At 46.6% G+C, this 19,846-nt stretch carries 17 protein-coding genes, 1 tRNA gene and 2 pseudogenes; 7 read left to right on the top strand and 13 right to left on the bottom strand.

What is annotated here, in order from left to right:
• The first annotated feature begins 9 nt into the window (after window positions 1-9).
• Entirely contained in the window at window positions 10-1,146 is a 1,137-nt protein-coding gene (gene appB / locus OGX97_RS15275) for a cytochrome d ubiquinol oxidase subunit II (protein WP_008783832.1), read from the top strand.
• A gap of 13 nt (window positions 1,147-1,159) precedes the next feature.
• Window positions 1,160-1,249 (top strand): cytochrome bd-II oxidase subunit CbdX, encoded by a 90-nt coding sequence (gene cbdX / locus OGX97_RS15270; RefSeq protein ID WP_003830863.1) that lies wholly within the window; start codon window positions 1,160-1,162, stop codon window positions 1,247-1,249.
• Between the two features lie 52 nt (window positions 1,250-1,301).
• Here cbdX and OGX97_RS15265 read toward each other — a convergent pair whose 3' ends face one another.
• Both OGX97_RS15265 and pdxR read right to left on the bottom strand, forming a co-directional pair.
• Entirely contained in the window at window positions 1,302-2,015 is a 714-nt protein-coding gene (locus OGX97_RS15265) for a GNAT family N-acetyltransferase (RefSeq protein ID WP_032942443.1), read from the bottom strand.
• A 192-nt stretch (window positions 2,016-2,207) separates the two neighbouring features.
• On the bottom strand, window positions 2,208-3,677 hold the full coding sequence (pdxR, locus tag OGX97_RS15260) for a MocR-like pyridoxine biosynthesis transcription factor PdxR (RefSeq protein ID WP_279850366.1): 1,470 nt from the start codon (window positions 3,675-3,677) through the stop codon (window positions 2,208-2,210).
• A gap of 124 nt (window positions 3,678-3,801) precedes the next feature.
• Here pdxR and OGX97_RS15255 point away from each other — a divergent pair, with 124 nt between their 5' ends.
• The 4 genes from OGX97_RS15255 (at window position 3,802) to OGX97_RS15240 (ending at window position 8,222) form a co-directional block, all read left to right on the top strand.
• Window positions 3,802-4,251, top strand: a complete 450-nt coding sequence (locus tag OGX97_RS15255) for a GNAT family N-acetyltransferase (RefSeq protein ID WP_279850365.1) — start codon at window positions 3,802-3,804, stop codon at window positions 4,249-4,251.
• 167 nt (window positions 4,252-4,418) lie between these two features.
• Window positions 4,419-5,423 (top strand): LacI family DNA-binding transcriptional regulator, encoded by a 1,005-nt coding sequence (locus OGX97_RS15250; RefSeq protein ID WP_235125166.1) that lies wholly within the window; start codon window positions 4,419-4,421, stop codon window positions 5,421-5,423.
• Window positions 5,424-5,576: 153 nt separating this feature from the next.
• On the top strand, window positions 5,577-7,028 hold the full coding sequence (gene nhaC / locus OGX97_RS15245; RefSeq protein ID WP_048226419.1) for a Na+/H+ antiporter NhaC: 1,452 nt from the start codon (window positions 5,577-5,579) through the stop codon (window positions 7,026-7,028).
• Window positions 7,029-7,040: 12 nt separating this feature from the next.
• On the top strand, window positions 7,041-8,222 hold the full coding sequence (locus OGX97_RS15240) for a MalY/PatB family protein (protein WP_137377047.1): 1,182 nt from the start codon (window positions 7,041-7,043) through the stop codon (window positions 8,220-8,222).
• A 444-nt stretch (window positions 8,223-8,666) separates the two neighbouring features.
• Here OGX97_RS15240 and OGX97_RS15235 read toward each other — a convergent pair whose 3' ends face one another.
• The 3 genes from OGX97_RS15235 to OGX97_RS15225 are packed head-to-tail and all read right to left on the bottom strand — an operon-like array spanning window position 8,667 to window position 9,779.
• Entirely contained in the window at window positions 8,667-9,041 is a 375-nt protein-coding gene (locus OGX97_RS15235) for a hypothetical protein (protein ID WP_279850364.1), read from the bottom strand.
• Window positions 9,038-9,568: a lysozyme gene (locus tag OGX97_RS15230; protein WP_279850363.1), complete on the bottom strand. Its 531-nt coding sequence runs from the start codon at window positions 9,566-9,568 to the stop codon at window positions 9,038-9,040. The genes OGX97_RS15235 and OGX97_RS15230 overlap by 4 nt, the downstream gene beginning before the upstream one ends.
• The gene (locus OGX97_RS15225; RefSeq protein WP_279850362.1) at window positions 9,549-9,779 is read right to left on the bottom strand and encodes a class II holin family protein; all 231 of its coding nucleotides are present in this window, start codon (window positions 9,777-9,779) and stop codon (window positions 9,549-9,551) included. The genes OGX97_RS15230 and OGX97_RS15225 overlap by 20 nt, the downstream gene beginning before the upstream one ends.
• Window positions 9,780-10,039: 260 nt before the next feature.
• Between OGX97_RS15225 and OGX97_RS15220 the strand changes: the two genes are divergently transcribed.
• Complete coding sequence (locus OGX97_RS15220; RefSeq protein ID WP_279850361.1) at window positions 10,040-11,128, top strand: acyltransferase family protein; 1,089 nt, start codon at window positions 10,040-10,042, stop codon at window positions 11,126-11,128.
• Window positions 11,129-11,157: 29 nt separating this feature from the next.
• Here OGX97_RS15220 and OGX97_RS15215 read toward each other — a convergent pair whose 3' ends face one another.
• The 8 genes and pseudogenes from OGX97_RS15215 to OGX97_RS15180 form a co-directional block, all read right to left on the bottom strand.
• Window positions 11,158-13,206 carry a phage tail fiber domain-containing protein gene (locus tag OGX97_RS15215; RefSeq protein WP_279850360.1) on the bottom strand — a complete coding sequence of 683 codons (2,049 nt, stop codon included), beginning with the start codon at window positions 13,204-13,206 and terminating at the stop codon, window positions 11,158-11,160.
• Window positions 13,207-13,225: 19 nt separating this feature from the next.
• Window positions 13,226-13,897 (bottom strand): annotated as a pseudogene (locus OGX97_RS15210) (phage terminase large subunit); the annotation flags it as partial.
• Window positions 13,896-14,447 (bottom strand): annotated as a pseudogene (locus OGX97_RS15205) (tyrosine-type recombinase/integrase); the annotation flags it as partial. The pseudogenes OGX97_RS15210 and OGX97_RS15205, both read right to left, overlap by 2 nt.
• Before the next feature lie 153 nt (window positions 14,448-14,600).
• Window positions 14,601-14,676: transfer RNA gene (locus OGX97_RS15200), tRNA-Thr, on the bottom strand.
• Window positions 14,677-14,841: 165 nt separating this feature from the next.
• A complete protein-coding gene (locus OGX97_RS15195) occupies window positions 14,842-15,306 on the bottom strand; it encodes a methyltransferase family protein (RefSeq protein WP_125363554.1) in 465 nt (154 codons plus the stop codon).
• Window positions 15,307-15,570: 264 nt separating this feature from the next.
• Window positions 15,571-17,019, bottom strand: coding sequence for an EAL domain-containing protein (locus OGX97_RS15190; protein ID WP_235125216.1), 1,449 nt, complete (start codon window positions 17,017-17,019; stop codon window positions 15,571-15,573).
• Between the two features lie 517 nt (window positions 17,020-17,536).
• Window positions 17,537-18,232 (bottom strand): fimbria/pilus periplasmic chaperone, encoded by a 696-nt coding sequence (locus OGX97_RS15185; protein WP_235125217.1) that lies wholly within the window; start codon window positions 18,230-18,232, stop codon window positions 17,537-17,539.
• On the bottom strand, window positions 18,229-19,845 hold the full coding sequence (locus tag OGX97_RS15180; RefSeq protein ID WP_235125219.1) for a fimbrial protein: 1,617 nt from the start codon (window positions 19,843-19,845) through the stop codon (window positions 18,229-18,231). The genes OGX97_RS15185 and OGX97_RS15180 overlap by 4 nt, the downstream gene beginning before the upstream one ends.
• Window position 19,846: the final 1 nt, after the last annotated feature.

Here is a 19,846-nt window from a genome sequence, read left to right as displayed (position 1 = left end):
GAGACAATCATGTTGGATTATGAAACGTTGCGGCTCATTTGGTGGCTGCTGATTGGCATCATTCTGGTGGCCTTTATGGTCACTGACGGGTTTGATATGGGGGTCGGCTGCCTGTTACCGCTGATCGCGCGAAACGATGATGAGCGACGGGTGTTAATCAATAGCGTCGGGGCGCACTGGGAAGGTAACCAGGTGTGGCTCATTCTGGCGGGTGGTGCATTATTCGCGGCCTGGCCGCGGGTCTATGCCGCCGCATTTTCGGGGTTTTATGTGGCAATGATCCTGGTGCTGTGTGCCCTTTTCTTTCGCCCGTTGGCCTTTGATTATCGCGGCAAAATAGCCAATGCACGCTGGCGTGCTATGTGGGACACCGGGTTGGTTATCGGGAGCCTGGTCCCTCCTGTTATCTTCGGCGTCGCGTTCGGCAACCTGTTCCTGGGCGTGCCTTTTATCTTCACACCACAGCTTCATGTGCAATACCTGGGCACTTTCTGGCAGTTACTCTCACCCTTTGCGCTGCTGTGCGGCGCATTAAGCCTGATGCTGGTTATTCTGCAAGGAGGCGTGTGGCTCCAGTTGAAGACCGACGGCATTCTTCACCAACGCGCGCTCTCTGCTACCCGTCGTAGCGCAATGCTGGTCGTGCTCTGCTTTCTGTTAGCCGGTTACTGGCTATGGACGGGGATCGACGGCTATGTGCTACTTAGCCAGGATCCGAATGGTCCTTCCAACCCGCTGTTAAAAATGGTAACGACCTCACCGGGCGCGTGGATGGCGCACTTTTATCAGTCACCACTGCTGTTAATTATTCCGCTGCTTGGCATGATTTTCCCGATGCTCGCGATCTATGCCTGCGGGCAACGTCGGGCCGTATGGGGATTTCTGTGCGCTTCACTGACCCAGGCCTGCGTGATCTTCACCGCCGGAATCACCCTGTTTCCGTTTGTGATGCCTTCAAGCGCGTATCCGCTCTCCAGTCTGACGGTGTGGGACAGCACTTCCAGCCAGATGACGCTCAGTATCATGCTGGTTATTGTGCTGATTTTTCTACCGATCGTTCTGCTTTATACCGTGTGGAGTTATTACAAAATGCTGGGACGAATCAATGTAGAAACGATCCGCCGCCACAATCACGAACTTTACTAGGGAGGACCGTACGATGTGGTATCTGTTTTGGTTTGTCGGCATTCTGCTGATGTGCGCACTCTCCACGCTGGCGCTGGTCTGGCTGGAGTCGCGGCAGAAATAATACTGCGCGTGCGCTACGCTTTCTGGCTCCCCGGTTTATTCGGGGAGCTTTTTTATCCCCTTTCCATCAGTTCGCCAAGGCGCCGAATCTGCCGTCCCTGGCTATCGAAATTACCCTCATCGAGCCACAGATCGTAGGCAGGTCGAAGTGTCGGGTACTCGCCGTCGATGATTGAGTACCATGCGGTATCACGATTTCGTCCACGGGTAACAATAGCCTGCCGAAATATACCTTCAAAACTGAAGCCAAAGCGCTCTGCCGCCCTACGGGAAGGCGCATTGAAGGCATCACATTTCCATTCAAAGCGGCGATAGCCCAGATCCTCAAAAACGTACTTTAAAAGCAATGAGATGACTTCCGTTGAAATTCGCGTGCGTTTCATGCGTACGGAGTAAGAAACATGCCCTACCTCAATCACACCATTTGCGGGATCAATCCGCATAAGAGCAAACGTCCCAACAGGTTTCATACTGGTTAAATCGATCACGGCAAAATGCATCGGATCTGTCTGTTCTTCCATGTTTTTTAAATAAACCAGGAAGGCATCAAAAGTTTCAAAAGGCCCGACCGCCAGATATGTCCAGTCACGACAATCGCTTGCTTCGCAGTACGCTTCATACAACTCTTTTGCATGGCGTTCGGTGTTAATGCGTTCAAGCTTACAATAGCGACCTGTAATTTGCTGAGCCTGTGGAAAGGGTGCGCCTTTCCAGTCAGACAAAGTCATACCTACGGGTTGTTGGAATTGATTAAAGACGCCCGGCATATCTGTACCTCTTACAAAACAGAACTAAACCAGCGCAGGGTATGATCAAACTGAGCGGCCCAAAAGAACCACAATGCGTGTTTTTAACGGATCCACACTCTTTAATTATACAAAAAACAGGCGCTATATTTTTGCCCGTAGCGAAAGAAACGTATTTACTGCATTAATGCTAAGAGCGGAATAAATTTTAATTTAAATAACCTGAGCCAAACGGCGAATCCCATCAACAATTGCCTCTACCGGATGATTTGCAAAACCAATCAAAATCCCCTGTCGTGAGATATCGCTCTGGTAATAACGACTTAGTGATAGTATTCCCATCCCTAGTAATCTGGCTTGCTCCTCAACTTCATTTCCGGTTAATCCGTTTTTTAGCCAGCACACAATATGGACGCCAGAGTCAGAAGGCTGCACAATCATTTTATCAGCCAGGTATTCTTGAATAGCATTGACCAGCGCAGTTCTTCTTTCATAGCATGCCTTACGAATTCGGCGCACATGACTGGCATAGTGACCATCCTCAATAAAATTCGCCATCACAGCCTGTTCAAGATAACTGGTGCCAAGATCGGAAAAATATTTCGTCACCATAATTTGCTCTTGTAAACCCGGCGGGACAACTAAAAAACCTAAACGGAATTCCGGGTACATCATTTTAGAAAATGTTCCGGCGTAGATTACGCGTTGATTCTGATCTAATCCTTGCAGAGCTTGTAAAGAACGGTCGGCATAACGGAACTCGCTATTATAGTCATCTTCAAATATCCATGCCTGATTCGACTTCGCCCATTCCAGCAACTCAAAACGCCGGGATAAACTTAACGTTCCACTTAATGGATATTGATCCGACGGGACGACATAGGCCAGCTTAGCGTCAGGAAAATGATCAATACCATAGCGGACGTTCATTCCCTCGCTATCTACCGGTACCGGCCTCACCATCGCGCCAACTGACATGAAGGCTCCGCGAGCGCCTTTGTAACCCGGGTCGTCCAGCCAAACGTCACTTCCTGCCGACAGCAATGCTCGTGCAGTAATGTTCAATGCCTGTTGAATACCATTTACGATGACTATCTGATCTTCGTTACAGTTCACTCCACGCGTTGTTTTAATGTAGCGGCAAACCGCTTTTCTCAAAGGAAGGTACCCGCAAGGATGAGTGTGAGCGCCCAGTTGATGCCGGGATTGTCTCCAGACACGTTGCAGTAGCTTTCCCCATAACGCATGCGGGAAGAGATCCGTACACCCGACACCAACCGCAAATAGGCGGTTCATGCCGCGCCCTTCATACTCATTTGACCACAAATCGCGAACAGGATTATTTCGGCTGTGAACCTGTTCATCAGGCGAGACGGCGTCCCCCGACGCCATCTTTGGATAGCTATTGCTGATACTCCGATCCGGAATATTATGTGAGACATATGTTCCAGACCCTTTACGGGTCAGGATATACCCTTCATCTAAAAGCCTGTCATAACCGGCGATCGCTGAGTTTCGTGAAATTGACATCATCTCGGACAATGCCCTGGTTGATGGCAATTTTGTTCCTGGCGGCAATCGCCCTTCGAGGATGTGATCGCGGAGGATGTGGTAAACCTGCTCCTTAACCGCGCCTTTTCCTAAAACAAATCCTTGAAATAAAGGCGCATTGTTTTTCTTCATTGTATTAACCTTTATACTAAAAGTGGATCCTATCAATATATCGAAAGTGTCTCTTTACGAGAAATTATAAAGTTCTTAGTATCATCATACTAACACATTACTCGTATAAAATATCAGGATATATATGACTAACATGAATACCGTTACTATTGAAAGTGCAGAACAAAAAGACTACGCCAGTTGGCTTCCTTTATGGATAAACTATCAAACATTTTATCGCACTAAAATTTCAGATGAAGTAACAAAATTAACGTGGGAGCGTTTCCTTACCCTGAACGAACCTGTTTATTGTGCTGTTGCCAAATATGATGGAAAAATAGTGGGGCTGGTGCATTATCTCTTTCACCGTTCAACATGGGCAGAATCCAACTATTGCTATCTCGAAGATTTATTTGTTAGCGAAGAGGTACGTGGCCAACATATCGGTAAACAGCTTATCGAGTATGTCCAACAACAAGCCAAAAAACACCACGCGTCAAGATTATACTGGCATACGCATGAAACCAATCTCCGCGGACAACGACTGTATGACTGGGTGGCCCAAAAGAGCGGGATGATCGAATATCGTATGTAAGGATAATAATACTCAGGATAGTATTTAATTATTCAGTACTAAAAATAAGCCTCTGAGTAGATATACTCAGAGGATGTCTCGGTGACAAATCCCCCCAACCTGAATAAGATAAGGAAAAAAACCAGCGATAAGCAAATTCTTAAGAATCAAAAAGGTAAAGAGCCAGCATGGCAACGATAAAGGATGTTGCAGAGTTAGCGGGAGTGTCCACCGCAACAGTTTCACGTGTTATTAATCAAACCGCATGGGTTGAACCCGTGACGCGTGAGCGTGTTGAAAAAGCCATGCGCGAACTGAACTATCATCGCAATGCCGCCGCTATTGCATTAGCGAAACGCAGCGGTGACATGCTCGGGTTATTGACCGGCAACCTTGCCGATCCCTTTTTTGCCAGGCTTGCCCGAGGCGTGGAAGAAGTATCACGCCAGCAGCAATTTCGGCTGATGGTATGCAGCGGTGGCCACGATGAAGGAATGGAAAAATCAGGACTCGATTTCCTGATAAACCAGGGCTGCGAAGCTATTGTGGTCCATGCCAGTAGACTGTCTGAAAAGGAACTGTTGCGATATGCCGCTCATTTTCCTGCCATGGTGGTCGTGAACCGCTATATTGCCGGGATGGCCAATCGCTGCGTGTGGCTGGAAAATAGTCAGGCAGCTAAAACAGCCACGCTACATCTCCTGGAACAGGGGCACCGTTGTATTGCCTGCGTGACAAGTGATTTACCGATTATCGATCGCCGTGAGCGGCTGGAAGGCTATCGCCAGGCGCTGGCTGAATATGGCATTACGCCAGATAAAAACTGGGTGATTAGCGTGCCCTTTAATGAAGAAGGTGGCGAACGCGCTGCACATCAACTGCTTAATTGTGGCATTCCTTTCACCGCAACGGTGACATTTAATGATGTGATGGCCGCCGGGATTATGCGCATCCTCCATCAGCAGGGAATTACACTTCCGCAGCAGCTTTCGATCGTTGGATTTGATGATGTGGTGATGGCCCGCTATCTCTACCCCGCACTCACAACAATGCATTATCCCGTTGAGCGCATGGCTCGCTGCGCTTCGCAGCTGGCGATACAGCTTTTTAAGGGCGCAACTCAGCGTCCCAGCGTGAATAGTTTCACTGCGGATTTAGTGATCCGCGATTCTGTTCTTCCCCCCTCTCTCTGAAATCAATGCGTAAATCGTCAAGCCCCTGAATTGTGATCGACTTCAAGTTTAACGTCTTCATGTAATCGCTTACATGAGGGCCAATGAGCGATCACAGTCAGGCAAAAGGGTGTTCTCTACTCTTGAGCGACCTTACAGACTGGAGATTCATGAATGAATGCCTCTCAAAATCAGAAAAAAACACTCTCATTTGGACTGGCAGTGATCCCTATTTTAGCCATGCTACTGCTGCTAATTATTGGCTACGGCATCATGGGGCTACGTATTGAGCCCTTGTTGCTATGTTCTGCTGCAGTCGCCGCGGGCATGGCCTGGTGGCAAGGGTATTGCTGGGAAGACATCATTAATTCGGTGGTTGATAAACTCGCCAAAGCAATGCCGGTTATCATGATTCTTATCTGTGTCGGCGGCCTGATTGGTACATGGATGTTCAGCGGCACCATCCCTTACATGGTGTACTGGGGACTTAAACTCATCAGCCCCGAATACATTCTCATCGCCGCGTTCTTTTTGACCAGCGTCGTATCGGTGTGTACCGGAACCTCCTGGGGTTCCGCCGGAACGGTTGGCGTAGCATTGATGGGCGTAGCCGCCGGACTGGATGTTTCGATGGCAGCAGCGGCAGGTGCCGTTGTTTCTGGCGCTTACTTCGGTGACAAGATATCGCCGCTGTCAGACTCCACCAACTTTGCGGCCATTGTTGCAGATACCACCCTTTTCGAGCATATCCAGCACTTATTATGGACCACCATTCCCAGCTTTCTGCTTGCCGCCGTGGTTTATCTTATTGCCGGCCACAGCAATATGCTGGGCGAGGTCGCCACGCCGCAACGGGTTACCGATATTGTCAACGCTCTGGAGTCGCTGTACCACTTCAATATCATTCTGATTTTGCCGCCGGTTATTGTGTTGTGGGGTGCAATTCGTAAAAAACCGGTCATTCCTTTAATGCTGAGTGCATGCGTATTAGCCCTGATTCTGGGCGTTGTCATGCAAGGACTCAGCATCAAGCAGGGACTGGATGCCTTTATAGATGGATTCAACATTACTATGTTCCCGCAAGGGAGTGAGGGCATTATTGCTGATGTTCCGCGCCTGCTGAACCGCGGCGGAATGTTCTCAATGATGAGCACTATCCTTCTGGTATTTTGCGCATTCTCTTTTGCTGGAGCCTTAACGTTAACCGGCGCGCTCAACATTATCATTAACCGCTTACTGACGGTCATTCACAGTGTCGGTCAGTTAATTGCGGCAACCATTGGTACCACCCTTCTGGTGACCGGAGCGACAAGCGACGGCAAGCTGGCTCTTCTGGTTCCAGCTGAACTATTTAAAGACGCATATCGTCGTATGGGACTGGATACCAAAAATCTGTCCCGCACCATTGAAGACGCTGGCACCGTTATTGAGCCGTTGTTGCCGTGGACCGCTGCCGGAGTTTATATGGCCACGACATTAGGAGTGAGCACGCTGGATTTATTGCCATGGGCGATTCAGTGCTATGCCGCAATCTTCTTCGCCTTGATTTACGGTTTCACGGGAATTGGTATTGCGAAGGCGCCATCAGTGGCAGAAACAGAAAAAAATATTACGGCAGCAGAATAGGGAGAGCATGTAATGGATTTTAATAAGATTATCGATCGTCACGATACCGCCTCGTTGAAATGGGACTTTATGGCGCGATATTTCGGCGAGGATACACATCAACTATTGCCAATGTGGGTGTCTGATTTTGACTTTACTTGCCCGCCCGCTGTTCAGGAGGCTTTAACTCACCGCGTCGGGCACGGTATTTTTGGTTACAGCGAACGACCACAAAGCTACTTTGATTCATTAATTTCATGGTTCTCAACCCGGCATCAGCTGGAAATCAAGCAAGAGTGGATCTGCAGTATTGAAGGTGTTGTTCCGGGATTATCGCTACTCGTACAAATGCTAAGTCAACCCGGTGAAGGCGTGGTCGTTCAGGGGCCTTATTATGGTTCATTCGCTAAAATTATCTCTCTGAACGGCAGACAGCTGCTGGAAAATCCGTTGTATGAGGACCCGGCTACCGGTTATCAAATGGATTTTGCTCACCTGGAAATGTTATTCCGGACTGAACGTCCGCCGTTGATGATTTTATGTAATCCGCATAATCCAACCGGTCGTTGTTGGACTGCACAGGAGCTGGAACAGCTACTTACGCTATGCGAGACCTATGATGTAACGTTGCTGTCTGATGAGATATGGGCAGATTTATTGCTTCCAGGAGAACAATTTACTTCAGTTCTGCATCTGGGAGAACGCTGGCATTCACGTGTAATTTCAGCCACTTCAGCCAGTAAAACGTTTGGTTTGTCGACATTGCGTATTGCTAATTTTCTGATACCGGCACCAGCATTGCGTGAACACTTTTTACGCCGTCTGGATGCGCATGGACTGGATGTATTCAATGCGCTATCCGTCGAGGCGAGTACGGCTGCATGGCAACATGGTGCACCATGGTTAGACGATTTACTTGGCTATCTGGCTGAAAATCGACGCTGGTTTATTCAACAAATTGATGAATATCTCCCATGGGCTCGGGTTGTTCCTTCCCAGGCAACGTATCTACTGTGGATAGATTGCAAAGCGCTTGGACTGGATGATGAGCAGCTCAAATGGGTAATGCTTGATGTTGCCGGTATTGCGCCTTCAATGGGAAATGGCTTTGGTCCTGCTGGAAAAGGTTTTATCCGCCTGAACATGGGATGTCCACGCGCCTACCTCGAAAAAGCGGTAGAGGGATTGAAGCGTATTGCATTTACATCCTGTTGAATCTGCTCAGTAAACGAATCGGCCCTGGCACAGGGCCGCTCGATATTATCAGCCATTTCGACGAGGCCTGATTAACGGCCTCTTAACTACCAACCAAGAATGGCGATACGGAGAACGTGGTGCAGGTTACCCGAAAAATAAGATGTGCGCTGAAAACCGCAGTAAACGGGGTTTGCGTTGATTTCGGTAGACCTGGGAGGAGTTTGAAATGGTGCGATAATAGGAGTAAAACACAATAAATAATGCATTGTATTTATTGCATTTTATTTACAAATTATCGACAGATACCCGAATTGATACCCGTTTTTTTTATTTCGCTCCCGATTGGGGAACAAAACAGGCTATTCCGTCGCTTTATACCACGCCTGCCAGCGGTACTTATCCAGCCGCAACTGGCGCAGACATTCAGCAGTTTCAATGTCCGCCTGCAGGTCTTCATCGCTGTCAGTTCCTGCTTTGCTCGCCCCCCTGCACGGTTCCTGCATCAAATCTGCTGATGGAGTTGGCCGCGTCGAGGGCGTGCTGACGCAACTGCACAGCGTGATCGTCAAAATCGCACTTAGTATGATTCGGGTCGTTAACATATTTCACCACATCGCGATAAATGGTCCGGTAAATCACTTTTCCTTCTGCGCTGGCGGCCGCCGCTTTCTGTTCGCCGGCGACGACAGCCTTCTCTACCTTTTTGTTCTTTTTTGCATACTCGTCATTTACCATTTCGCTGTGGGTGTACCAGCCTTTGAGATAGCCGGCATAGTATGTACCGACAAACAGCGCCAGCAGAGCGGCCAGCGCTGACAGTTTCGCTTTTAAAGTCACTGGTCTATCCCCCAGCACGTCAACGCGCTTTCCTGGTCCCGACGCGACACCTGTCCGTAGCAATTGTTCGAACGGATACGGCAATCCCGACCGCCGTCTTTTATCCACCAGCGGATCGCCTCGCATGCTCCCTTGCGGTCGCCAGCGTTGATACGCTTATAGAACGTGGACGGGAAACATTTCCCAGGGCCGATGTTGTAAGGACAGAACGACGCAATCCCGGCTTTCTGCGGTTCGGTCAACGGCACCTTAATGTTGCGCTCCACCCAGGACAACGCCTTATTACGTTCGATGGCGTTAACCTGGTTGCATTTTGCCTGCGTCAGCTTCATGCCCTGAACTACCGGTTTACCATCCACCATCGTAGCACCACGACAAATCGTCCAGATCCCCCCGGCGTCACGATACGCCGTCAGGTTGTTACCTTCTTTCTCGTCAAGGAACTGATCGAGAATAACGGACGCTGGCGCACCGGCGAGCACAAGCCCCAGAACTGCGGCGCTAAGCTTAGTCCTGTTGCTGGCCATAAAGTTGAGCCTCTTTTCGCCGATCTTCTTTGATTTTGAAATACAGGTTGGTCAGGTATGTAACCAGCCCCAGAAAGATACTTCCCAGAACACCGATAGCGGCCCACTGACTGGGGCTTACCTTATCAAGCAGTTGTAACAGCCAGTAAATACCGCTACCGCCGGATGTGATATAGGAAGCCCCTGCAGCCAGATCTGAATGGTTGTTCATCCTCATGCCTTACCCCCGTGGGGTCCACTTAATTTAGTGGTGAGGGTAAGGCATGAGAGCGGTCGGAATCCTGACTATCCACTCATGAAAGCCATAGTGACAAGAAATAACGAATCTAAATCTTGGTTAACTGCACACTATTTATACTGGTTTTTCTTTCATAATGATGTACTATCAGCGCCAACATACAAAAAATTCAACATAACCTATATATATATAAGTATTTTTGTTAATAATTTTAATAGAATAAGCTGAATATAATGGAAAAAAGAAAAACAATTTACAATTTGCAAATGATGCGTTTTTTTGCTGCAGCAATGGTGGTGTTAGCGCATACTGAGTTAAGTCAATACAACACCACCACAGGAGATGGTTTTCTTGGTGGTTTTGGTGTTGATATATTCTTCGTTATCAGTGGATTTATTATTCCATATGTCGCCTATGGAGGAAATACATCTGAAGGAAGTTTCAGGATGTCACCCTTTAATTTCTTTATGCGGCGAGTGATAAGAATCATTCCAATTTATGCGATAATAACAGCACTCTGTGTTTTGTCAGCATATATTGTAAATCACATGAGTAATCCGACGGCTGCAATTAGTTATTGGTGGCCAGCATCTAAAATAGATTTTCAATGGTATATTGAAAGCATTACATTTACTCATTGGCATAGACCAGCGATTCTAAGTATTGGCTGGACACTTCAGTATGAGTTTTTGTTTTATACTTGCTTCTCTTTGTTTATGGCTATGAAGCTGTCAAAAATAGAGTATATCGACATAGCGTTTGTTACAATAATTGTTTTTGTGAACGCCTTAACATATCATCACGTAACAAATACTTTTGTAAAAGAATATGCTCTATTTATAGATGTTATGTCGCAACCAATTATGGTTGAGTTTGCTCTCGGGATGTTTATGTACAGATTGTATATATCAGGGGTCATGCTCAAAAAGAATATAGCGCTGGTAATTTTAGTTGCATTTATACCAGTTTTCTATATATGTGAAAGCATGTGGTTAACAAGAGAGATGGGCGGAGGATGGCATAGGCCATTGGTATATGGCTTCTTTGCCTTTTATGGTGTATGGGCTGCATTAAGCCTTGAAGGAAAGATTAAAGCCCCGCGTATTCTTACATTTCTTGGTGATGCGTCCTATAGCATATATCTTATGCATGGCCTTACCACTGCCTGGGTTTCATATATCTTCGTAGCTACAGGCGCATTAGCGTATACGAATATTGTGGTTTATATAGTGTGTTACTTCTTGATAAGTTGTGCGCTTGGCTCATTAGCCCACGTTTATCTTGAGAGACCTATAGCCAAATTCTTAAAGAAATATATTTAGTTTGAAGGGGGCCGCAAGCCCCCTTTTTTTTAGTTATCAATGTCGTATTGGCCTACACTTACCGCCGTATAGTAATCAAACGCTGCATCATAAACAAACTTCATACTCCTATGTTTGCTGGCTTTTGGGTTGCTCCAACCAGCATACCGTAAGCTATTATCGAAGTTAATTACAGGAGAGTCAGTCCCGGCGGTATTAAAAATAGTAATGTTAAACTCGATACCATCAATACGTGGTGATGATAAGGTTCCTATGTTAATTGGTGAACCAGTCATAAGTATGGAGAATTGTGAAGCCTCCATTGGATTGATTGTTACTGTTTCTCCTGCCGCTGCCGTTATTTGTTTCCTCTCAGGATATGGGTTTGTGGAGTTGACAACTTGCGCTGTTTTTAAATTCCACACCCTGCGCCAGGTGTTACGTATACCACTATTTGAAATAGTTGATGCAACATCGATAAATGTCACACCATCGACGTCATTATCATGGCTTTCAGGTCTAAAATCAAAACCACTACAACTACCTCCAAGGAATTTATTCCTGTACCCCTTAACTTGTATAGAAGGTGAGGAATAACCAGCTTTTAAGCCAATAAAATCATTCATACTAGATTGTGAATTTATTAAAATATCAGTTGCTGAGTTTTCCTCTAAATCCATACCTATAATGGTGTTGCCAAGGGCCGCCCAGTCTTCAGTATCATGGCCTAATTGAATTCCTATGCTATTACCTTCTGACGTGCCGTTAACAAAGACGGAATTTATTAAAGCAAGCGCAGCAATACCCGCGCCACTTACATGCTCTATACATGGGTTGATGTAGATGTCTGCAGATGACCCCCTATCATTGAGGCCGTTAATATCTTTTACCGCAAGTATTCCATTAGCAGGAGTGGTTGAAAAAACCTCTATGTTATTGCTACATTCATAATTTTCATATGTACATAGCTGTGTCCATGCCTGGTATAACCCTGCTACAGTTATGTTTGTCGTTCTGATATTTGGAAATTGTGATGAAATCACTCCACGTAGTGAAAGACCATATTTTGCATGTCCACCACCATCAATAATTAAACGTTCACCACCAAAATAAGCCCCGTACCCCCAATGCCCCTTGTCTGCCCCCCTCAAATCAATTTGCACAACATAGTCATGATCACCACTTGTTAGTTTAATTCGTGCACCGGCTTCCGCATGCCAGTAAATGGGCTTTGTAAATGATAGCGGCTGGGATGTCAGGCAGACTCCCGATGGTTGAACAATACGGATGCCTGTTTGCGCGGCTGCCATAGCCGACTGAAGTGCATCCGTATCATCAGTGACCCCATCGCATTTTGCGCCAAAATCCTTCAGGTTGATTACCTGAGCATTTTTGTCATGCTGAGTTTGATCCGCGGCACCAGCGACCGGCTGTTTGACACCGAGCAGATTATCTCCTTTTCCGCTCTCAGTACTGGCCAACTCAATCAGTACATCCGTAGCACTACCGGATTCAGGTAACACGACAATAGGCTGACCGGAATAATTAAATGCCAGCAGGCGATTAGCGCGTTCGGCCGCTGGAGGGATCGGGTTGACGGAAGACTCAGGAACGCGTAGCGCCCTGATTAGGCTAACGTTATCGACATAATTCTTGGTTGCAAAATCCTGTTTGTCTACCGGATCGGCGCCTTCAGAAATACGATAGCCTTCTGCGTTGTATGGACCGCCAAGCAACGGACGACGCAGCGCCAACCCAAGGTACAAAAATGATCTCTGTATCGCCATCCATAGACGGTCAAAATCTTTATTTACTGTATCGGCCAGTAAGTCGCCATTATCCTGGTAATCTGTCAGTCGGAAAGTAGGAACAACGCGCTCCAGCATAACGACTGTTCCGTTAGCTGGCGGCGTTAAAAAGACTACATCACCGCCGCCAACGTTTCCCACACCAGATACTGTGTACCCGGATGTCACTACTTCGCCATTCATTGTTATCTGAATATCGCTGGCACTGATGATATAGAATTCGAAAGGAAAAACGGTCGTAAGACCGTTGGCGTTATAAATAATATAGGGTATCTGGTTAGGTACCGACATAATGCGAACCTCTGGCATGTTAATAATCGACTTCGACCTCATGGTCTCCATCACTTAACTGCCAATATTCGCGCGACTGCCCGGTCGGGATCCCGACCACTTTACCGATACGTACCGGCGTTGCAATGACAGCGCCCGCGCCTGAATCAATGAAATCGTCTGGCTGGTTAGTCAGCGCCGGGTTGAAGTCGCGCATCTGGTCGTACATCGGGCCGTCCAGCACGTCGCTATGCGCCCACAGGAACCGGGAAGACAGCGGCGCTTCGAACGCATCAAGGATACGCTTCTGCTTATTGGTAACGCTGAATTCTTCCCGGACGCCGCAACCAGTTCCTTTAAGCGCCTGCCGCAGCAATTTACCCGCGAAACTGCCGGGACCGTTCACCTCGACACACACTACGGGGATCTGGAATCTGATAACCAGCTCTTTAATCTGCGCCACCTGGCCACCGGTGATTTTGTCGTTCTCATCAAATTCTGCCAGCTCGCCTGTCAGTTCCTGGCAAATATGCCAGTAAAGATGTCCCCGCGCGTCGGTCAGCATCAGAGAAAACGCCGAGGCGTCAGCTTTCACTTTGCCTGTTGCCACGTCCCACCATGCCACGGCGCCGACAATTTGCGTACTACCAAGCCACATTGACGCGGTACGGTTGGCGTAGCGAATTTCAGGCCGTACGCTGTACTCGCGTATACTTCGCGCGGCCGGTCGCTACTGCATAACTGAATACTTCACCGCACCACCGGCGCGTTTTGGCTGCTTTCTCGGTTGCGCCGCGGTTTTCAATTTTGCGCAGCGCCGTCAGCATCTGGACCGGCTCGATTTCAGCCACCGGCAACTTACCAACCGCCGGGAAAATATCTTTGTTAAACGCTTCGAGAATGTCAGAGGCATAGCCAGGCGACCAGCGCGGTTTCTTGAATTCGTGCCATTCTGTAGCAATTTCTTTAAATGTGATCGTCTTTGCTGCGGCAGCTGCAACATGGCTTTTGACCTTCACCGGATCGATACCCGCCGCAACGTTCCGCCGGGCCTCGTCGCGCTTTTCGCGAGCGGCCGCCAGCGAAACTGCCGGGTAGACACCGAGCGCCAGCATCTTTTCTTTACCGGCAAAGGTGTAGCGATAGCGCCAGTATTTTGCCCCGCTGGTTTTCACCAGCAGAATAAGCCCGTTGCCGTCTGGCAGCTTATAGTCTTTATCGGCTGGCTTTGCCGTCTCTACCTGTCGCGCGTTTAGTTTCATAGGTACCCGCCTCAAACTCAGATACCCGTTTATGTACCCGTTTTAAATTTGGATTGCAACGGCAAAAGGCGGATAACGCTGGACAAACAAAACAGCCAACGCCGCGAAAAACAAGGAAAAATGGACGATTAGGGATGATGCTGGATGAAAAAATGGTGCCGATAATAGGAGTCGAACCTACGACCTTCGCATTACGAATGCGCTGCTCTACCAACTGAGCTATATCGGCCCTGATAAGGACATGCCCACGAATGTGAACACGGGGTAGAAGGTTAAAACTAACCGGGCGATGCGTCAATGGCCTTGCGAATCAAACGCCTATTTTTGCATCATCCGAATTCAATTACGCACGAATCGTGTCGTCACAGGCTTCCTTGTACGCGGCAAGGGTATTCTATAACCAGCGGCGAACACGCTGCTCATAGCGTATCCATTCCGGCCCGAAATGTTTTCGCAGTTGTTCCTCTTCAAAATCAATATGTAATCTGGCAACCACCAGTATAAACAGCGGTGCAGCCAATATTCCAATCAGGCTACCGACGTAAAGAGAAAAAGCTAACTGGAGTCCACTCATTCCAAGATAGATTGGATTGCGGCTCCAGGCATAACATCCGCCAGTAACAAGTGTGGTCGATTTCTCTGCATGCAGTGGGTTTAGCGTCGTACGTTTCTTCCGCATCTGCCACGCGGTATGCAGTATCATCGCCAGACTGACGCTAGCCAACAATGCACTTATTACGATAGTCACCGCGCCAAATGTGAAACGCGGGATCGCCGTAAACGCATCCGCGATGAGGAATAATACCAGGATGAGTGGTGGTGGAAGCCAGACTCTTAATTTTGTCAGGAAATGACGCATGGCTACGGGCAAACCTCAGTACCTGTTTGATTAACGCCGATATCACTATAAATACCCCGTTTAAGATACATAAACAAACGGTGCACACCTCACTATAGGACTTTTTACTTAACCAGGCAGACAGGCAGCGATGCAAAGACGCCCATACCAGAGGCGTCTGCCCCTGGTGTTCAGGAAAAAATCATGCTGCAGGCCATGTCAGCTCAGAGCACATACTCGTTTAAAGGTTTACCCTTCAAATGTAAAAACCGTGTCAAAAATGAATTACGTAGATAAAGGTGAATCCGACGCTGATTCAAACAAATCTACAGACTGCTGGTAATACCGGATAAAATCATTAAATGTCACTGGCGGTAGAAACTGATACCCCTGCAGATAGTCAACATTATTTTTTCCCAGCCATTGTTGCTGATAGTCATTTTCAACGCCCTCGGCCACCGTACGTAACCCCAGAAGTCCTGAAAGGTGAGTAATTGACTCGAGCATAGGGATATATTGATCAACCTCTTTAATTTCCTTAATGAAGCTTTTATCAATTTTGATTACATCCAGGTCTAACTCATTGAGATAGCAGAGATTAGCGTATCCAGTACCAAAATCATCCAAAGCAAACAACACACCTTTATTTCGTAACGAACGAATAAGTTCTTTGATTGCAGGAGTGATCGTGAACGTCTGGTTCTCTGTTATCTCTATCATCAATTTTATCGGCAGACCTTGCGTTATATCCATAAAATTAAGGCATTCCCAATAGAATACGGGATTATTTAAACCTGACGGACTGACATTAAAAGAAACGAACAGAGTTTTATTAATGCTTGCGCCTCCAGAGACCAGATTGCGCGCAACAGCGGTCATTAAATAGCTAGTTAACTCATTGATTAAGCCACTTTTTTCAGCCAATGGAATAAACTCTCGCTGAGAAATAGCATAGTTATGTCCCTGTGGCCAACGAGCCAATACCTCAACACCACAAACGTCGCCCCTGATATTCACGATGGGCTGAAAATAAGGAATGATCTCCTCATTCCTTATTGCCATACTCAGTCTACTAGTATCCGAAACATCATATGCGTCAGTGTAAACTGCATCCCCATTCACATTATTATTGATTATAGAGCTTTCATTTAATAAATTATTTCGGGTTAAAAAGATAACAGTTTCATTAAAATTGGAAAAGCCGAGGCGAGCAGTAATTTTATCCCGATATCGATACACTGACTTAATTGTTAGCGAATTAGCAATACAGAAATCATGCAGTTTTTCTTTTGTGAATGATGAATACAGCATTTCTTCTTCAAATTCAGTCAAGTTAAAAGTAAACATCGGTGAATCTTTATTGACTTCCACAACTTTGTTAGGTGCCAATAGACTCTCTTTTAATTGAGCGATCAACTGCTCCGACAATACCCCCCCATTGATAAAGGAATATTCTTCATATCCCCGATTAACAGGCAGGGTTTCGCACATCCGCAGAACAATACAGTGTATGTTGATGAACTGTGTACTGTTTCTCTGAAGCCATTTTTTGACCAATAATAATGGCAACCGGTTATCGATCACCAGCAAGCAGGACGGATATTGCGACATAACTGACTGCGTGCCAGAAATAAATGTCCGTGCATCGATCAATACCAGATTTGGTAACCATGCTTTTATTCCTGAAAAAAGGAAAGTATCATAACTGAGCAGAAAAATTTTTTTCGTATTCATAGTTATCACCAACTTAAATTTATGGCATAGCAGGTCCCTCGCTCTATTCACGAGAGAATATACAACACCTTCGACCTCCAATAATCATAAGGCGATTCGTGATATAACTTTATCCATAAGCCATATCACGTAAATTCAGAATTTATAATCACAGTTATCCATATGAGTATTCTCATCACACCGTAAGTTCCATTTAAAAATTGAAAAAGAAAAATCTCCATTTCTTAATCAGTACAAATCCCTTTACTCACTTTCACTTCATTACAAAACAAAAAGCTATAAATACAAAATTTACAAAACATATAACTACAGTGACCAACAGAATAACATATTACCGTAGTTTATGCTGACCGACAAACTAAGAGAGGATGTCGTAGATCTTGTATTCATAAACATTTCCGGCAATATGCACGACATATTGTTTCATCGACTCTAAATTTATTGCTACATTTTCTATAGCGAGTGACAGTATAGGTTCAATATATAATCAGGGCATATTGGTTCAGACCCAACCCCCTTAATGATTAATTTTTGAGCAACTCTGACCCACGGGTAGGTATTTCTGCAACGCTACGATAAATTTCCGGTTTTTTGTTTTCAACTCACTACTATGCCAGGTTTCCCCCGGTAACACATAACGCATGGTGGCTTCATCATCAGTTGAGTGACACCCCTGGTGTACGATAATTTTGAAAAAAGTATTCCCTGTGTTTTTCAACGTCCCGTTTATCTCATCAATGGTGTAGGCCAGGTTCATTTTCCTCGGACGAACGACCAATATGGTATCCATAGCGATCACCGGGAGAGCCTGTCCGCCTTTCCCTTGATTACGCTCGGTAAACAGCGTTATCGGCATTTCACGAAACAGTATTCGGTAATAGCGTTCTTTATCATCCTGCGGGCCACGATAGAAAATCTTAAAAAACTCACTTGCCTGCGGTGCCAGTGAAAAACGGAGCGGAGTAAACAAAAGTTCGCCTTCGGCAATAGCACTTCTGTTTTCACCTCCCGGTCCCGGTTTATCTATTTTAACTGCGCTAATACTGTACACGTTCTGTTTCTGGCTATCGTTATAGATTCGTTTACTGATAAATGATTTATCCGATGGCATCTCATAAATAGTCGACTCCAGGTAGACGGCCTGTGCGGAGAACACCGTCAGCCCGGAAAGCAAGGCCAATATCCATCTTAGCGCCAAACGACAGTGGCTCATGGCGTCACTCCCACCCAATTCGCCGTCACTTTTATCTCTCCGCTGGCACTGACAACACCTTCCCAATCCGCACCGGAAACGGTCAACATCGAACGCGAATCATTCATTGGGAAAAGCAATTTTAAATCAGTCGCAAAGTAGCTTCCATCATCTGTATTATTTGCGTCCCAGGGCGTCTGTTGCCATTGCGCATCTCTCATGCTGATCGCCGCTTCACTACAGCTATTTCGTTTCTGTACCACGCCACCCGACTCACTGTTGTATTGCAGAAAGGCGGGAATTGGGACGGACAACCCGCCTTGCGTAGAAGTGAACAGGCAATAAGGCACATTGTTTATCGTCGTACTTTCCCCAATAACTTGTGCGGTAATGCTATCAGCCTGACGAGGCCCCGAGACCGTCACGGTGTAATCCATCTCAATCGGAGCGGTCTCGCCAATTGTGCCGCTGCCGCTTGCCGAGGTGCTGTTATCCGATGAGATAATACTGATCCCATATTCCTTTGGAACAATATTGAGCTGTAGCGAAGGAGTAAACTGGTAATACCCCGACTCTGGCGTTAAGCCATTATAAAAACCAAAAGTAAACGGTTGACTATTAGTGATACTGATTCCTGAATCGACAAGATTTTTCAGAAATACTTTCGACAGAAAAATATAAATATACTCTCCGGACGTGGTGAAAACGTTGTAATACGCCGTTGGCGTACCATAGTTATACCAGTTTGCACCATTCCCGGAGTATTTCACCGTAGTCGAACCCGGCGTAAAACCAAGCATCGCTGTGTCAACATAAGCTCGAAATGTCAGAGAGGCGGTCAGATTAGCCGTTTGTTGCAGGTTATAACTCACCATCTTACAAATCACACCGTCGGTGCCGCCTACTACGCCAAGTTCACAATAACCGGAGTCTTTGGTGATGCTTGGCGTTCCGTCGCTGGCAACCCAAAGTTCCTGAAACGCATTAGTCGATTCAAGTGACAAATGCCCGCGTTTGGTCAACGTGTAATTAACGTAATTCCATAATCCGGTCGACTGGTCTTTGCAACGCTGTCCGGAAGAATAATCATAATTTACAGAAGTATAGCAGCGGTTGAATACGTAGGTTTCGCTGCTACCGGTAGACACATTGCGAAAATACTCATAGGCAGTATCTGTCAGGGAGGCGAATCCGTAGGCTCCGCCAACTACACCTGCGACAGATCCCACCTGTGCATGATAAAAACCATTATTGTCAGTTCCTTGCCCGGCAATAAACCCGGTCGATGGACACTGGGTACCGCTATAACAACGTATTCCCCGGAAAGGCCCATTAATCGGGGAATTATCAATCCACATATCCTGATAATAATTTCCGGGTGCAGTCCAGCCCACAAAACCTAAATATCCGAGACTGACCTGTGAGGTACCGTATTTTATCCATGTGTTTGACCCGCTGAAGCGCGGATCAAGTGCCGATGGGGTAATAAAATATTCACCATCTATCGCATTCTCAATAAACAAATAATTATTGCTGACAGAACCGGACGAGGAGGCTTTCAAAGCCAAAACAGGTAAAGGCGTAAAGCTCCCCATGGCACAGATTAAAATAGCCCATTTAATTAATACTTTCATT

The organism is Citrobacter sp. Cpo061 (genome assembly GCF_030332845.1).
Taxonomy (GTDB): Bacteria; Pseudomonadota; Gammaproteobacteria; order Enterobacterales; family Enterobacteriaceae; genus Citrobacter; species Citrobacter portucalensis.
Note: the sequence above shows the minus strand (reverse complement) of the source record. Positions and strands in the feature narration are given on the sequence as shown.

What these genes read in the sequence shown, in the direction of transcription:
- appB (WP_008783832.1), top strand. Translation starts at nt 10, where the DNA reads ATGTTGGATTATGAAACGTTGCGGCTCATTTGGTGGCTGCTGATTGGC.
- cbdX (WP_003830863.1), top strand. Translation starts at nt 1,160, where the DNA reads ATGTGGTATCTGTTTTGGTTTGTCGGCATTCTGCTGATGTGCGCACTC.
- OGX97_RS15265 (WP_032942443.1), bottom strand. Translation starts at nt 2,015, where the DNA reads ATGCCGGGCGTCTTTAATCAATTCCAACAACCCGTAGGTATGACTTTG.
- pdxR (WP_279850366.1), bottom strand. Translation starts at nt 3,677, where the DNA reads ATGAAGAAAAACAATGCGCCTTTATTTCAAGGATTTGTTTTAGGAAAA.
- OGX97_RS15255 (WP_279850365.1), top strand. Translation starts at nt 3,802, where the DNA reads ATGACTAACATGAATACCGTTACTATTGAAAGTGCAGAACAAAAAGAC.
- OGX97_RS15250 (WP_235125166.1), top strand. Translation starts at nt 4,419, where the DNA reads ATGGCAACGATAAAGGATGTTGCAGAGTTAGCGGGAGTGTCCACCGCA.
- nhaC (WP_048226419.1), top strand. Translation starts at nt 5,577, where the DNA reads ATGAATGCCTCTCAAAATCAGAAAAAAACACTCTCATTTGGACTGGCA.
- OGX97_RS15240 (WP_137377047.1), top strand. Translation starts at nt 7,041, where the DNA reads ATGGATTTTAATAAGATTATCGATCGTCACGATACCGCCTCGTTGAAA.
- OGX97_RS15230 (WP_279850363.1), bottom strand. Translation starts at nt 9,568, where the DNA reads ATGGCCAGCAACAGGACTAAGCTTAGCGCCGCAGTTCTGGGGCTTGTG.
- OGX97_RS15225 (WP_279850362.1), bottom strand. Translation starts at nt 9,779, where the DNA reads ATGAACAACCATTCAGATCTGGCTGCAGGGGCTTCCTATATCACATCC.
- OGX97_RS15220 (WP_279850361.1), top strand. Translation starts at nt 10,040, where the DNA reads ATGGAAAAAAGAAAAACAATTTACAATTTGCAAATGATGCGTTTTTTT.
- OGX97_RS15215 (WP_279850360.1), bottom strand. Translation starts at nt 13,206, where the DNA reads ATGTCGGTACCTAACCAGATACCCTATATTATTTATAACGCCAACGGT.
- OGX97_RS15195 (WP_125363554.1), bottom strand. Translation starts at nt 15,306, where the DNA reads ATGCGTCATTTCCTGACAAAATTAAGAGTCTGGCTTCCACCACCACTC.
- OGX97_RS15190 (WP_235125216.1), bottom strand. Translation starts at nt 17,019, where the DNA reads ATGAATACGAAAAAAATTTTTCTGCTCAGTTATGATACTTTCCTTTTT.
- OGX97_RS15185 (WP_235125217.1), bottom strand. Translation starts at nt 18,232, where the DNA reads ATGAGCCACTGTCGTTTGGCGCTAAGATGGATATTGGCCTTGCTTTCC.
- OGX97_RS15180 (WP_235125219.1), bottom strand. Translation starts at nt 19,845, where the DNA reads ATGAAAGTATTAATTAAATGGGCTATTTTAATCTGTGCCATGGGGAGC.